This window comes from Brachybacterium sp. SW0106-09 (assembly GCF_001293905.1).
Taxonomy (GTDB): Bacteria; Actinomycetota; Actinomycetes; order Actinomycetales; family Dermabacteraceae; genus Brachybacterium; species Brachybacterium conglomeratum.
Map to the genome: position 1 here is coordinate 125,705 of NZ_BCAK01000002.1, position 12,735 is coordinate 138,439.

Below are 12,735 nucleotides of genomic sequence, written 5' to 3' on the forward strand. Positions count from 1 at the left end.
ATCCGGGAGCGGAGATGGACCTCGAGGCGGCGCACGAGGGAGGACCGGGCGGAGCAGGTCCCGACGGGCATGGACCCGACGGGACGGGGCCCGACGGGCCCGGTCCCGTCGGGTATGAGCTCGACGGGATGGGACCCGGCGGGACAGGACCGGACGACGTGCTGGCCCGGGTGCACCGGGAGGAGCACAGCCGCCTGCTCGCCACCCTCGTGCGCCGCTTCGGGGACCTCGACCTCGCCGAGGACGCGGCGTCCGAGGCGATGGAGGCGGCGCTGCGCACCTGGCCCGAGCGGGGCGTGCCCGACCGCCCGCTGGCCTGGCTGACCACGGCCGCGACCCGCACCGCCCTGGACCGGGTGCGGCGGGACGCCACCGCGGCGCGGCGCCTGGCCGTGCTGCACGTGCAGGAGGGCTCGCCGGTCGCGCCGAGCGCGGAGTCCGGAGCCCTCGCGGGGCAGGGCCTCGGCGACGGCGAGGACCTGCCCGACGAGCGGCTCGCGATGCTGATGGGCTGCTGCCATCCGGCGATCGCGCCCGCGGACCGGATCGCGCTGATGCTCCGCTTCGTCGGCTCGCTGACCACGGCCGAGGCGGCGCAGGCGCTGCTGCTGCCGGTGCCGACGCTGCAGGCGCGGATCACCCGGGCGAAGAAGCGGATCGCCGGGGCGGGCATCCCGCTCACCGTTCCGGCCGATCCTGAGGAGCGGGCGCGGAGGATGCCGCTGGTGCTGCGGGCGATCTCCCTCGTGTTCACCGAGGGGTATGCCGCCACCAGCGGCGATACGCCGATCCGGCGGGAGCTGACGGCGGAGGCGATCCGCCTGGCGCGGATCGTGGAGCGCCTCTCCGACGGGGCCGCCGAACCCGCCGGGCTGCTCGCGCTGCTGCTGCTGACCGACGCCCGCTCCCCCGCCCGCACCGGCCCGGCCGACGTGCCGATCCCGCTCGAGGACCAGGACCGCTCGCTCTGGGACCGGGACCTGATCGCCGAGGGCCTCGCGCTCGTCGAGCGCGCTGCGGCAGCGCCCGACGCCGGCCGGTACGCGGTCCAGGCCGCGATCGCGGCGCTCCACGCCGAGGCCCCTCGCTTCGAGGAGACGGACTGGGCCCAGATCGTGGTGCTCTACGACCTGCTGCTGGCCCGCGGCGAGGACCCGGTGGTGCGCATGAACAGGGCGATCGCGGTGGGGCGGGAGCACCGTCCCGAGGAGGGACTGGCGCTTCTCGAACAGCTCGCCGAGGAGCCCGAGCTGCGCTCCCACTCCCCCTTCCACGCGGCGCTGGCCCTGTTCCACGAGGAGACCGGGCAGCACGGCCGGGCCGTGGAGCACTGGGCGCGGGCGCTCGAGCTCGGCGGCAGCGAGGGCGAGCGTCGCTTCCTCGAGCAGCGGCTGGAGAGTGCTCGCGCCCGCGCCTGATCAGGCGCGGGCGCGAGCAGGTGCGGGGCTCAGGCCTGGTCGGCCTTGGCCTTCTTCGCCTTCGTGGCGGCGCTGCCGCCGGAGACGATCAGCGCCGCGGCGATCGCGAGCAGCCAGGTGTCCTTCGCGACGGCGGTGCCCTCCTGGGTGGGGCGCACGCCGTCCTCCTCGGTCATGCCGGGGGTGCGCAGGTACATCGAGACCAGCGAGCCGGAGAAGCCGGCGAGCGCGAGGCCCGCGGCCTTCGAGGGGACGAAGGGCAGCAGCAGCGAGGTGCCCACCGCGATCTCGCCGTAGCTGAGGAACTTCGCGAACTGCTCGGGGCTGAGCTTGCCGAGCGCCGGCACGCCCTGGGCGGCCATGCCGCGCAGGTGCTCCGCGGTGCCGGCGTCCATGCCGAGCTTGCCGATGCCGGAGTTGAGGATGAACGCGCCGGGGACGGCGCGGAGGATGGCGGTGCTGAGGCTCATGGGGACTCCCGGTTCAGATCGTTGCGCTTTCAACCACACACTACGCGCCCGGAAGGGTGCCTGTCGAGAGGGTGCGGCGAGGACCCGTCCCACGCGAGGGTCGACGGGGCCCGCGCGGACTCGGACAGCCGAGATGCGTCCACCGCTCGGCGTGCCTCGGCCGACCGACCGGCAGTCCGTTCTCAGACCCGGGCGAGGATCTCGCCGTGCAGCAGGCTGAACCAGCTGTCGGGATCCTCCGACCAGGTGCGGAAGGCCGCGGCGATCTCCTCCCGCTCGGCGGCGTCGGCCCAGCCCCCACGCTCGAGCTGGTCGGCGAAGGGCGCGGAGGTGATCCGGCCCGACCAGGTGTCCGCCCAGGCCGCACGGCTCTCGGGCGTGGCGTGCAGCCAGGTGGAGCTGCCGGGGACGACGTCCTCCAGCCCCGCCTCGTGCGCCCAGGCGAGCAGGCGTCGGCCGGCGTCGGGGGTGCCGCCGTTGGCGCGGGCGGCGCGGAGGTAGAGCGCGAGCCAGCGGTCGAAGGCGGGGGTCTCCGGCCACCAGCGGAAGCCCGCGTAGTCGCTGTCCCGCACCGCGATCAGCCCGCCGGGGCGCGCGACGCGCCGCATCTCGGCGAGGACCTGCACCGGAGCGTGGACGTGCTGGAGCACCTGATGGGCGTGGACCACGTCCACGCTGCCGTCCTCGAGCGGCATCGCATGCGCATCGCCGACCAGCACCCGGACCTGCTCGAGCCCCTGGCGGGCGAGCTCGGCGCGGGTGAGCGCCGCGGACTCCTCCGCCACCTCGAGCGCCGTGACGTTCTCGGGGCCGACGATCCGGGCGAGGTCCGCGGTGATCGTGCCCGCGCCGCTGCCCACGTCCAGCAGGCGCTGCCCGGGGCGAAGGTGCGGCAGGAGATGCGCAGCGGAGTTCGCGGCGGTCCTGGCGCGGTGGCTGGTCAGCACCGGGGCGCCGTAGCCATGGGTGTACGGGTTCCGATCGCTCATGGGCCGACGGTACGTCGGCCCGCTCGGAGAGGTCCTGCGGGGTCACGGTGCAGGACGGGGCACCACGGAGGGCGGTGCGGGAATCCGGTGCCGCGTGCAGGTCGGGGCATGCAGGAGGCGGGCCGTGGACTCGACCTCGCTCGGCCCGTCCGTGCCGCCCGGCGGAGGTCAGCGCGGCGGCGCACCGCCGGCGGCCAGGTGCTGCAGGAGGTCGACGACCTCCTGGCTGCGGGCCCGCTCGGCCACCTTCATCGTCAGGTCCCGGCCCTCGCGCACATGGACGCGGAGCCGGCCGGAGAGCAACCGCTCCTCGAGCTCGGCCCCCGTGACCGCCGCGGCCGGTGCCTCCTCGAGCACGGTCCAGCCGCGCAGACGGTCCATGACGTGCAGGACCCGCCTGTCGGTGACGATCAGCAGCGGGAAGGTGTCCGAGCGCTGGGCGCCGACGGCGACCTCGTGGACGGTCTCCTCCGGGTGCAGCACCTGCTGGGGCAGGTTCATGTCCGACGCGCGGAAGCGCAGCCCCTGGTTCCGGGCCATGGCCCGGCGGTACGTGGACTCCGCACGGCTGGCTCCTGTCCGCTCGGCGAGCGACTGCGCCATCACCGCATCGGCGTCCTCGCCGTGCTGCTCACGGATCTGCTCCTGGAGGGCGGCCGCCTCGCGCAGCCTGTCTCGTCTCGTCCCCATGCCCACGAGCCTACGGTCAGCCGCCGGGTCCGCGCTGCGGCCCGGGCCTCGTGCCGGGCCGTCGGCGGTGCCGACGCCGTGACCGGCTGCGCTCGATGGGGAGTACTCCCCATGGCCGCCGTCCTGGATCGCCCCTACCCTGACGTCGGTGCCCGGCCCGCTCGTCGTGCCGGCGGCACCGGATCCAGAGGGACCGATCATTCTCCGGGGGAACAGCATGAGCGGCTTCTACGGCGCCGACACCGATCAGCTGCGCGACCACTCCGCGCTGCTCGTCCAGCGGGCGACGGCGATCGGTGAGCTGCGCGACCTGCTGCAGCCGGTCGTCATGGACGAGAGCGCATGGCGCGGCCCGGACGCCGACGCCTTCCGCGAGCGCTGGTCCTCGAGCACGTCCCCGCTGTTCGACCAGGTCGGGGAGCTGATCTCCCGCCGCGGCACGGACCTCGAGCAGCATGCCGAGGAGCAGGACGAGGCCTCCGGCGCGGGGTCCGACGAGGGCGGCGGCTCCGGCGGCGGGAAGGACGGCGGCTCCTGGTGGGACTCGCTGCTGGGCGGGCTCAACGACGGCCTCGGCGTCTTCAACACGCTCCAGACCGCGTTCACCCGGGCCAAGAAGGTCTGGGACCTCGCCCGGATCATCGACCGCTCGACGGACTTCATCGGCGGGGCCGAGGACATCTTCCAGCTCGCCGCCGGGACCTGGAAGTACGGCAAGGACATCACCGAGTCGGCGTTCAGCGCGGGCACCGAGTACAGCGGCCTGGTCAAGAAGATGATCGGCGAGCTGCCGTTCAACGTCCCGACAGGGCTGGGGAACAAGAACTTCTTCGGCTGGGTGGACGACGCCGCCGGGAAGCTCTCGAAGGTCGCCCCCTTCCTCGACGACGTCGCCCCCTTCGTGGGCAAGGCGCTGCCGGGCATCGACGTGGTCACCGGCGGCTGGCAGATGATCGACGGCATCAAGAACGGGGACACCTTCAGCGCGGTCACGGGCGGGGCGAGCGCGCTCGGCGGCGGGCTGATGCTCGCCGGCGGCGCGATGTCCGCGACGGGCGTCGGGGCGATCGTCGGAGGACCCCTCGTGGCCGCCGGGGCGGTCATCTCCGGCGGGGCGGCGCTCGCGGACGTGGGCAAGATGGTCTACGACAACTGGCCCGCGATCTCCTCGACCGCCTCCGACGCCTGGAACGCCACCACGGACTTCGTCGGCGACACCGCCGGGGCGGTCTCGGAGGGCGTCGGGAACGTCGTGGACTCCGTCGGCGACGGCATCTCCGGTGCGGTCGACGGCCTCGCGGACGCCCTGCCCTGGTGACGCCGCCGCGCCCGCCGCGCCCATGAGACGCTGACCCCGACCCGTGACCGATCCGGGCCCCGCCGCGACGGCGGGCCCTCGCCTCCCAGGGAGCCGACCCCGCATGAGCGACACCCCGCAGGCCTCGCAGCAGTCCTCCTCGACCGAGCCCATGATCACCCAGCGCGACATGCTCGGGGCGATGGAGGTGCTCGCCGGTGCCGGGACGGAGCCGGAGGTGCTGATCACCCTCACCGACGAGGAGCTGAGGGGCCTGGACGGCGCCTCGGCGCTCGCGCTGCTGGGCAGCCCGTATCTCGACCAGGACCAGGTGGACGCCGACTCCGCCTCCGCCTCGGCCCTCCGCTCGCTCACCGCGCGGGGCCTGGTGCGGCCCGGCGGCGAGAGCGTCGAGGAGGAGGGGGAGCTCGTCTCCGGCTCCGGGGACCCCTCCGCCCGCCCCGTCCAGCTCGATCGTCGGCTCGCCGGGGTCGTGACCCTGCGCCGCATCCCGGAGGGGATGATCACCACGACACGGGCGCTGAACGGCGGCTCGACAACGCTCGCGCACTACCTGTTCCCCCGCCGCGGGGTGCTCGAGGAGTACGTCACCGTCGACGGGTTCCACCACTTCAGCGTCCCGGAGGTCGACGAGGTCGCCGAGCGGATCCGGAAGTTCACCGACCCGTTCGGCGTCGCCGGCGAGGACGGCGAGCCGACGACCACCACCCGCGCCGAGGCCGTCACCGGCCCGGAGGCGGCGGACGCCCGTGCGCTGTCGGTCATCACCTCCGTCGCCGAGGGCGAGGGGCGGCAGGCCACCGTCGTCGCGACCTCCGACCGGGTGCGGGTGATCGACGACGGCGCGGTGGGGCCGCAGCGGTCCCCGCAGGACCAGGTGCAGGTCTCCGACGTCTCCCCCGAGAGCCTGCGCTCCGCGATCGACCTGCTCGTGCCGCGGTCGCCGGAGGAGGAGCCGTCGGGCGACGAGGGGACGGGCGGCCCCGGCGCCTGAGGTCCGGACGGCGCGCGGGCCGTCGGCCGACTCAGGCGACGAGCGTGCGGCGCCGCTCCCGCGCGTAGCGGCCGAGCACCAGCGCGAGGCCGACGACGACGCCGATCGCCGTCTCCAGCACGCGTGCCTCGAGCATCGGGCCGGCGGGCTGGGGATGGCCCAGCTGGACCATCAGCAGCGCGAGCGGCGTGATGAACAGCAGCGCGATCGAGTAGTTGCGCAGGATGAACATCTCGGCGAGGAACCGCAGCAGCACCACCCACACCACCAGCTGCCAGGGCTCGGCCGGGAAGGACAGCAGGAACGCGGTCACTCCTACGCCGAGGATCGTGCCGACGAGGCGGTGGACGCCCTTCTCGATCCGTGCTCCGTGGCCGGGCGAGGCCAACGGCGCGACGGCCGCCACCTGGGCCCAGTACGGGAAGGGCAGTCCGGAGGCGAGGCCGATCGCGCCCGCGACCAGCGCGGCGACGACGTAGCGGGTGAACTCGGCGCCGAGCTCGGCGCGGGTGACGTCCTCGTGGTCGCGGCCGAGCACCACGTCCGGATGGCGCTCCCCCGCCCAGTGCCCCAGCAGTCCCAGCAGCACGCACAGGGCGACGACGGAGGCCGCGATCAGCCCCGCGAGCCAGAACGGGGCGACCGACGGCGCGGAGGCGACCGCCGCGGTCGCGAAGACGGGGAAGATCGCCCCGCCCGGCTTCAGCCCGCGCGAGGTCACGAGGATCGCCGAGCCCCCGGCGACCAGCGCGCCGACGAGGATCACGATCCAGGAGGAGAGCGTCTCGGGCATCCTCGGCGCGAGCTGCGCGACGGCCGCGCCGATCGTCACGCAGACGGTGAGCATGGCGCCGGCCAGCAGCTGGCGGCGGAAGCGCGCTCGGGTCGGCTCGTAGCGGGAGTAGATGCCGGTGAACGCCCCGAAGCCGACGTACATCGCGAACTCGATGCGGTCGGTGAGCAGCAGCACCGCCATCGGGATCGCGAGGCCCACCGCGATGCGGAAGGCGGGGATGTGGTCGACGCGGGCCGGGGCGATCGTGAGCAGTCCGCTCACTCGCGCGAGGGGGGACGCGGTCCGGGGCACGCGACTCCTTCCAGGAGAGGGGCGCGACCGCGGTCGGGACGCACGGGGAGGAGGCACGACCGGGGTCGTCGTCGAACAGGGGCCCGCCGGGGCGGGCGGCGACGGAGCGCGCGGGCCGGGGCAGGGGAGGTCGCGGTCAGGCTAGCGCCGCCCGGCGTCGGCCGCCATGAGGTCGGGAACATCCCGCGGAGCTGTGACGTGGGAGACTCTGCCCATGTCCATCTCCCCCGCCGCGCCCGAGGGCGCCCGCACCGCGCCGCTCGTCGAGACCACGGGCATCGAGATCATCGCCGAGTCGGAGCGCACCGCCCGGCCGCGAGACCTGTTCTGGCCCTGGTTCGCCGCGAACGTGTCCGTGTTCGGGATGAGCTACGGCTCCTACCTGCTCGGCTTCGGGATCAGCTTCTGGCAGGCGACGATCGTCGCGGTCATCGGCATCGTCCTCAGCTTCGCACTGTGCGGGCTGGTCGCGATCGCGGGCAAGCGCGGCTCCGCGCCGACGATGGTGCTCTCGCGCGCCGCCTTCGGCGTGCACGGCCAGAAGGTGCCGGGCATCATCTCGTGGCTGACCTCGATCGGCTGGGAGACCTCGCTGGCGATCTCCGCGGTGCTCGCCACGGCCACGGTCTTCGAGATCCTCGGGATCGGGGCGGGCAGCGCCGTCACCGTCATCGCGGCGCTCGCGATCGCGGCCCTGATCGTCGGCGCCTCCGTGCTCGGCTATCACACGATCATGAAGCTGCAGTCGATCCTGACCTGGGCGACCGGCGCGATGACGATCGTCTTCATGGTCCTCACGATCCCGCACATCGACCTCGCCGCGGTGATGTCGGCCCCGTCGGGCCCGCCGCAGGCGATGATCGGGGCGCTGGTGATGGTGATGACCGGCTTCGGCCTGGGCTGGATCAACATCTCCGCGGACTGGTCCCGCTACCAGAAGCGCTCGGCGTCCGACGGGTCCATCATCCTGTGGAACACGATCGGCGGCGCGGCCGCCCCGGTGGTGTTGGTGATCTTCGGGCTGCTGCTGGCCGGCTCCGACCCCGCGCTGAACACGGCGATCGAGTCCGACCCGATCGGCGCGCTGATCACGATCCTGCCGCTGTGGGCGCTGGTGCCCTTCTGGATCGTCGCGGTGCTGACCCTGGTCTCCGGCGCGGTGCTCGGCATCTACTCCTCGGGCCTGACCCTGATCAGCCTCGGGATCAAGATCCCCCGCCCGGCCGCCGCCGCCGTGGACGGCGTGATCCTCACGGCCGGCACGATCTGGGTGGCGTTCTTCGCGCAGAGCTTCATCGGCCCCTTCCAGAGCTTCCTGATCACCCTCGGCGTCCCGATCGCGGCCTGGGCCGGGATCCTCATCGCCGACGTGCTCTCCCGCCGCGCCGACTACGACGAGCAGGCGCTGTTCGATCCGAAGGGCCGCTACGGCTCGATCGACTGGATCTCCGTGGGCACCATGGTCGTCGCCTCCGTGATCGGCTGGGGCCTGGTGGTGAACTCCTTCGCGGAGGACGCCGCGTGGAACAACTGGCAGGGCTACCTGCTCGAGCCGCTGGGCCTGGGCACCTTCGTGGAGGATCCGGCCGGCGCCTACTGGGACGGGAACTGGGCCTACGCGAACGTCGGCGTGCTGTTCGCCCTGGTGTTCGGCTTCGCCGTCACCTGGTTCGCGCGCCGCGGCCGGATCCGCGCGCAGGAGCGGACGGCATGAGCGCACCCCACCTGCTGATCGTCGACCCGCAGCGGATCTTCGCCGATCCCGGCTCGGGCTGGGCCTCCCCGTTCTGGGGCGAGGCCTGGGAGCGGATCCGCGAGCTCGCCGCGCACGTCGGTCCCGAGCGCACGCTGGTCAGCCGCTGGCTGCCGACGGCGGACCGCACCACCTCCTGGGGCGAGTACTTCCGCACCTGGCCCTTCGCGGACGTCCCCGCGACCGATCCGCTCTACGACCTGGTCGACGGCGCGGCGGAGCTCACCGCCCATCCCACGATCGACGAGCCGACCTTCGGCAAGTGGGGGCCGCAGCTGCGCGCGAGCCTCGGCGAGGCCGCGACGGCGGCGCCGCTGCTGATCGCCGGGGTCTCCACGGACTGCTGCGTGATCGCGACCGTGCTCGCCGCCGCGGACGCGGGCGCGCACCTGACGGTGGTGACCGATGCCTGCGCCGCCTCGGACGAGGCGAACGGGGCGGCGGCCCTGCACACGATGAGCCTGTTCGGACCGCAGGTCACGGTCGCCGGCACCGCCGAGGTCCTCGCGGTCGCCGGGGAGCCGGGCTGATCGCCGGCCCCGCGACCGACTCGCCACGCAGCGGCACCGCCCTCACGCCGTGACCCGCCCGGCGGCGTGGCACCCCGAGGCGCACGCGCCGAGACCGGGCCGGGGAAACCGCTGGCCATGGCGAGGCCCGCCTCCGTAGTCTGCGCTCATGCACCGCCGCGCCCCCGCCCTTCCCCGCACCGCACTGCTCACCGGCGTCGGCCGACGTCGCGGGATCGGCGCCGCGATCGCGCGCGGCCTCGCCGAGGACGGCTGCGACCTCGCGCTCTCCTTCCACGGCGAGTACGACCGGCGCGTGCTCGGCGAGGACGCCGACGTCGAGCTGCTGGCCGAGGAGCTGCGCGGCCTGGGCCGGCGGGTCGTGCTGCTGCCCGGCGACCTCGCCGATCCCGCCGTCCCGGAGCGACTCGTCCACGAGGCCCGCGAGGCCCTCGGACCGCTCGGCGCGCTGGTGATGAGCCACTGCGAGTCGGTGGACTCCTCGATCCTGGACACGACGGTGGAGAACTTCGACCGGCACTACGCGGTCAACGTGCGGGCGAGCTGGCTGCTGCTCCGCGCCTTCGCCGAGCAGGTCCCAGTCGGCCCCGACTCCCCTGGTGGCGCGGTGATCGCCCTGACCAGCGACCACACCGTCCACAACCTGCCCTACGGTGCGACGAAGGGGGCGCTGGACCGCCTGGTGCTGGCCGGCACCCACGAGCTCGCCGACCGCGGGATCCGCACCAACGTGATCAATCCCGGCCCGATCGACACCGGCTGGATGGACGACGAGATCCGCGCCGCCGGCGCGGCGCAGACGCCCGGCGGGGAGCTCGGCGCGCCGGGCACCGTTGCGGACCTGGTGCGCTTCCTGCTGTCCCCGCAGGGCGGGTGGATCCGCGGTCAGCTGCTGCTGTCCAACGGGGGCTTCGCGACGCCCGCGGTCTGACCGCCGCCGGCGAGGGGATCGGCGGGCGCCGACAGCAGAAGGGTGCGGCCGCGGCGTCGCAGCGCTCGAGGGTCGCAGCACTCGAGGGGCGCTGCGCTCATCGAGCCGCGGCGCCGCCCCCGCCCTGCTCGCTCCGCCCCCGCACCGCCCCGCAGCGCCAGCAGGGCACCGTCGCGTCCTGGGCCCCCGCCCCCTCCGGCACGGCCCCGCACTCCGGGCACAGCTGCCCGAGCCAGCAGGCGTCGTCCCCCGCCGGCACCTCGGTCACCGGCACGATCCGGCCCGCGGCGCGTCCCTCGTCCCTCATGCCTCCCCCTCGAGCACGCCGACCGTGCGCCACGCCTCCGCGACGGCCGCGCGCTCGGCCGAGTCCGCGCCGTGGCGGGCCTCGGCGGCGGCGAGCGTCGCGGCGGCGAAGGTCGCGAAGTCCGCGTCCCGGGGCAGGCCGCCGCGGGTGAGTGCGTCGTACCAGAGCAGACCCGCCCCTTCCTCGGTGCGCCCGCCGATCCCGGTCGCGGCCAGGTAGAACGCCCGGTTGGGGATGCCGGAGTTGATGTGCACCCCGCCGTTGTCGTTCTCGGCGTCGTGCGGGAGGTCGGCGTAGTGCGCCATCGAGTCCGGCTGCGGGTCCTTCCCGAGCACCGGGTCGTCGTAGGCGGTGCCGGGCGCCTTCATCGAACGCAGCGCCACCCCCTGCACGGCGTCGGTGAACAGGCCCGCGCCGATCAGCCAGTCCGCCTCCTCGGCTCTCTGGCCCCGCTGGTGCTGTGCGGTCATCGCGCCGAAGCAGTCCGCGATCGACTCGTGCAGCGCCCCGGGCTGGGCGAGGTAGATCAGGCCCGCCTCCGGCACGGCCGACGTCGCCGCTCCGGGAGCGGTCGCCGGCGTCGTCCCCGCCGCGGCCGCGCGTCCGTCCGGCACCGCCGGGCGGGCGGCGGGGTCCGGGCGAGGGAGCCGCTGCGCGATGTGCGGCGGCAGCAGGCCCGCCGAGGCGCTCGGAGCATCCGGCGAGGACTGCGGCCGGGTGCCTGTCGGGGCGTCCGTCCGTCCGGTCCGCGCGGCTCGCACCTCCCTGGTCGCGGTCGTGCGGGCGCCGAGGGCGAGGGTCCGTCGCGCCGCGTCCGCGCTCTGCCCCGTCGGCCCGTCGGCGATCCTGCGCAGCAGGTGCGGGGGGACGATCCCGTGCACGGGCCCCGGGTCCGGGGCGCGTTCCGCAGGCTGCGGCAGGAGGTGCCCCGCCCCCTGCCGAGGCGGGGGCGGGAGAGGATCCTGCGGGGCCGGGCTCATGCCCCCATCCTCGCCCCGCTCCCCCGACGAAGGGAAGCGCCCCCGAGGTGCGGGACCTCGGGGGCGCAGTGCCGGAGCGGTGCTCGGACGGTGCCTGAGCAGTGCCCGCCGGACGGCGGCACGGGGCGCGAGCCGCCCCGGCGGGATCACTTCGAGGTGAGCTCCTCGCCCTCCTTCTTCCGGGCGGCCACGAGCGAGGCGATGATCGCCACGCCCATCGCGACCGCGATGAAGCTCAGCGAGAGCCAGATCGGCACCTCGGGGATCTTCGCGAGGGTGTCGAAGCCGGGGATGAAGCCCAGCGGCGCCTCGTGGATCGCGTGGATCAGCAGCTTCACGCCGATGAAGCCGAGGATCGCGGCGATGCCGTAGTGCAGGTAGGCCAGGCGGTCCAGCATGCCGCCGAGCAGGAAGTACAGCTGGCGCAGGCCCATCAGCGCGAAGATGTTCGCGGTGAACACCAGGAACGGGTTGCGGGTCACGCCGAAGATCGCGGGGATCGAGTCCAGCGCGAACATGACGTCGGTGATGCCGAGGGTGATGAACACCAGCAGCATCGGGGTGAACATCTTCTTGCCGTCCACGACGGTGCGGATCTTGTTGCTGTCGTACTCCTCGGAGACCGGGATGACCCGGCGCACCCGGCGCATGATCGGCGACTCCGCGTCGTCGTCCTCGTCGCCGAAGGCCTGCTTCCAGGCCGTGTACAGCAGGAACAGGCCGAAGATGTAGAAGACGCCGACGAAGTGCTCGATGATCACGGAGCCCGCGAGGATGAACAGGCCGCGCGCGATGAGCGCGATGATGATGCCCACCATCAGCGCTTCCTGCTGGTACTTCCGCGGCACCCCGAACTTCGCCATGATCAGGATGAAGACGAAGAGGTTGTCGATGCTCAGCGAGTACTCGAGCAGCCAGCCGGTGAGGAACTCCGAGGACGGCTTGGCGCCGCCCACGAAGAAGAGCACCACCGCGAAGACGAGCGCGAGGCCGACGTAGAAGCCGATCCAGCCTGCGCACTCCTTCATCGAGGGCAGGTGGGGGCGCTTGATCACGAGCAGGAGGTCGGCGAGCAGGATCACGCAGAGCACGACCAGGGCGACGATCTCGAAGCCGAGGTGCAGTTCTCCCATGGGACTTCTTTCAGGGGGCGCCCGAGTCGAGGAGGCTCCGGACGGCGGACGGGGTCAGGGCGGCCGCTCCCGGCTCCCATGGGGGCCGGACGGCGTGCCTCAGGCTACCGCTCCCCCGCCGATCGCGACCGCTCC

The 12,735-nt window shown here is 73.9% G+C and carries 13 protein-coding genes; 6 read left to right on the plus strand and 7 right to left on the minus strand.

From position 1 onward, the window contains the following. The first annotated feature begins 128 nt into the window (after positions 1-128). The gene (locus tag Y09_RS01970; RefSeq protein ID WP_053915984.1) at positions 129-1,418 is read left to right on the plus strand and encodes an RNA polymerase sigma factor; all 1,290 of its coding nucleotides are present in this window, start codon (positions 129-131) and stop codon (positions 1,416-1,418) included. A gap of 29 nt (positions 1,419-1,447) precedes the next feature. On the opposite strand, the gene Y09_RS01975 is transcribed toward Y09_RS01970, so the two are convergent. The 3 genes from Y09_RS01975 to Y09_RS01985 form a co-directional block, all read right to left on the minus strand. Further along, positions 1,448-1,888, minus strand: coding sequence for a hypothetical protein (locus Y09_RS01975; protein ID WP_053915985.1), 441 nt, complete (start codon positions 1,886-1,888; stop codon positions 1,448-1,450). A gap of 182 nt (positions 1,889-2,070) precedes the next feature. Then, positions 2,071-2,877: a methyltransferase domain-containing protein gene (locus Y09_RS01980; RefSeq protein ID WP_053915986.1), complete on the minus strand. Its 807-nt coding sequence runs from the start codon at positions 2,875-2,877 to the stop codon at positions 2,071-2,073. 168 nt (positions 2,878-3,045) lie between these two features. Beyond that, positions 3,046-3,567, minus strand: coding sequence for a PH domain-containing protein (locus Y09_RS01985; RefSeq protein ID WP_053915987.1), 522 nt, complete (start codon positions 3,565-3,567; stop codon positions 3,046-3,048). Positions 3,568-3,784: 217 nt separating this feature from the next. Here Y09_RS01985 and Y09_RS01990 point away from each other — a divergent pair, with 217 nt between their 5' ends. Both Y09_RS01990 and Y09_RS01995 read left to right on the plus strand, forming a co-directional pair. Further along, on the plus strand, positions 3,785-4,885 hold the full coding sequence (locus Y09_RS01990; protein ID WP_053915988.1) for a hypothetical protein: 1,101 nt from the start codon (positions 3,785-3,787) through the stop codon (positions 4,883-4,885). Between the two features lie 103 nt (positions 4,886-4,988). After that, a complete protein-coding gene (locus Y09_RS01995) occupies positions 4,989-5,879 on the plus strand; it encodes a hypothetical protein (RefSeq protein WP_010552159.1) in 891 nt (296 codons plus the stop codon). A 31-nt stretch (positions 5,880-5,910) separates the two neighbouring features. On the opposite strand, the gene Y09_RS02000 is transcribed toward Y09_RS01995, so the two are convergent. Continuing rightward, positions 5,911-6,936: an FUSC family protein gene (locus Y09_RS02000; RefSeq protein ID WP_234695597.1), complete on the minus strand. Its 1,026-nt coding sequence runs from the start codon at positions 6,934-6,936 to the stop codon at positions 5,911-5,913. A gap of 244 nt (positions 6,937-7,180) precedes the next feature. Here Y09_RS02000 and Y09_RS02005 point away from each other — a divergent pair, with 244 nt between their 5' ends. The 3 genes from Y09_RS02005 (at position 7,181) to Y09_RS02015 (ending at position 10,180) form a co-directional block, all read left to right on the plus strand. Continuing rightward, complete coding sequence (locus Y09_RS02005; protein ID WP_053915990.1) at positions 7,181-8,680, plus strand: cytosine permease; 1,500 nt, start codon at positions 7,181-7,183, stop codon at positions 8,678-8,680. Further along, positions 8,677-9,249: a cysteine hydrolase family protein gene (locus tag Y09_RS02010; RefSeq protein WP_053915991.1), complete on the plus strand. Its 573-nt coding sequence runs from the start codon at positions 8,677-8,679 to the stop codon at positions 9,247-9,249. Before Y09_RS02005 ends, Y09_RS02010 begins: the two co-directional genes overlap by 4 nt. A gap of 148 nt (positions 9,250-9,397) precedes the next feature. After that, entirely contained in the window at positions 9,398-10,180 is a 783-nt protein-coding gene (locus Y09_RS02015; RefSeq protein ID WP_053915992.1) for an SDR family oxidoreductase, read from the plus strand. A 97-nt stretch (positions 10,181-10,277) separates the two neighbouring features. Here the strand turns inward: Y09_RS02015 and Y09_RS02020 are convergent, their stop codons facing one another. The 3 genes from Y09_RS02020 to Y09_RS02030 all read right to left on the minus strand — a co-directional run bounded on the left by Y09_RS02020 (position 10,278) and on the right by Y09_RS02030 (position 12,600). Then, complete coding sequence (locus Y09_RS02020; RefSeq protein ID WP_010552154.1) at positions 10,278-10,487, minus strand: hypothetical protein; 210 nt, start codon at positions 10,485-10,487, stop codon at positions 10,278-10,280. After that, positions 10,484-11,368: a M4 family metallopeptidase gene (locus tag Y09_RS02025; protein WP_053915993.1), complete on the minus strand. Its 885-nt coding sequence runs from the start codon at positions 11,366-11,368 to the stop codon at positions 10,484-10,486. Before Y09_RS02025 ends, Y09_RS02020 begins: the two co-directional genes overlap by 4 nt. Positions 11,369-11,613: 245 nt before the next feature. Beyond that, the gene (locus Y09_RS02030; protein WP_053915994.1) at positions 11,614-12,600 is read right to left on the minus strand and encodes a TerC family protein; all 987 of its coding nucleotides are present in this window, start codon (positions 12,598-12,600) and stop codon (positions 11,614-11,616) included. Between the last annotated feature and the right edge of the window lie 135 nt (positions 12,601-12,735).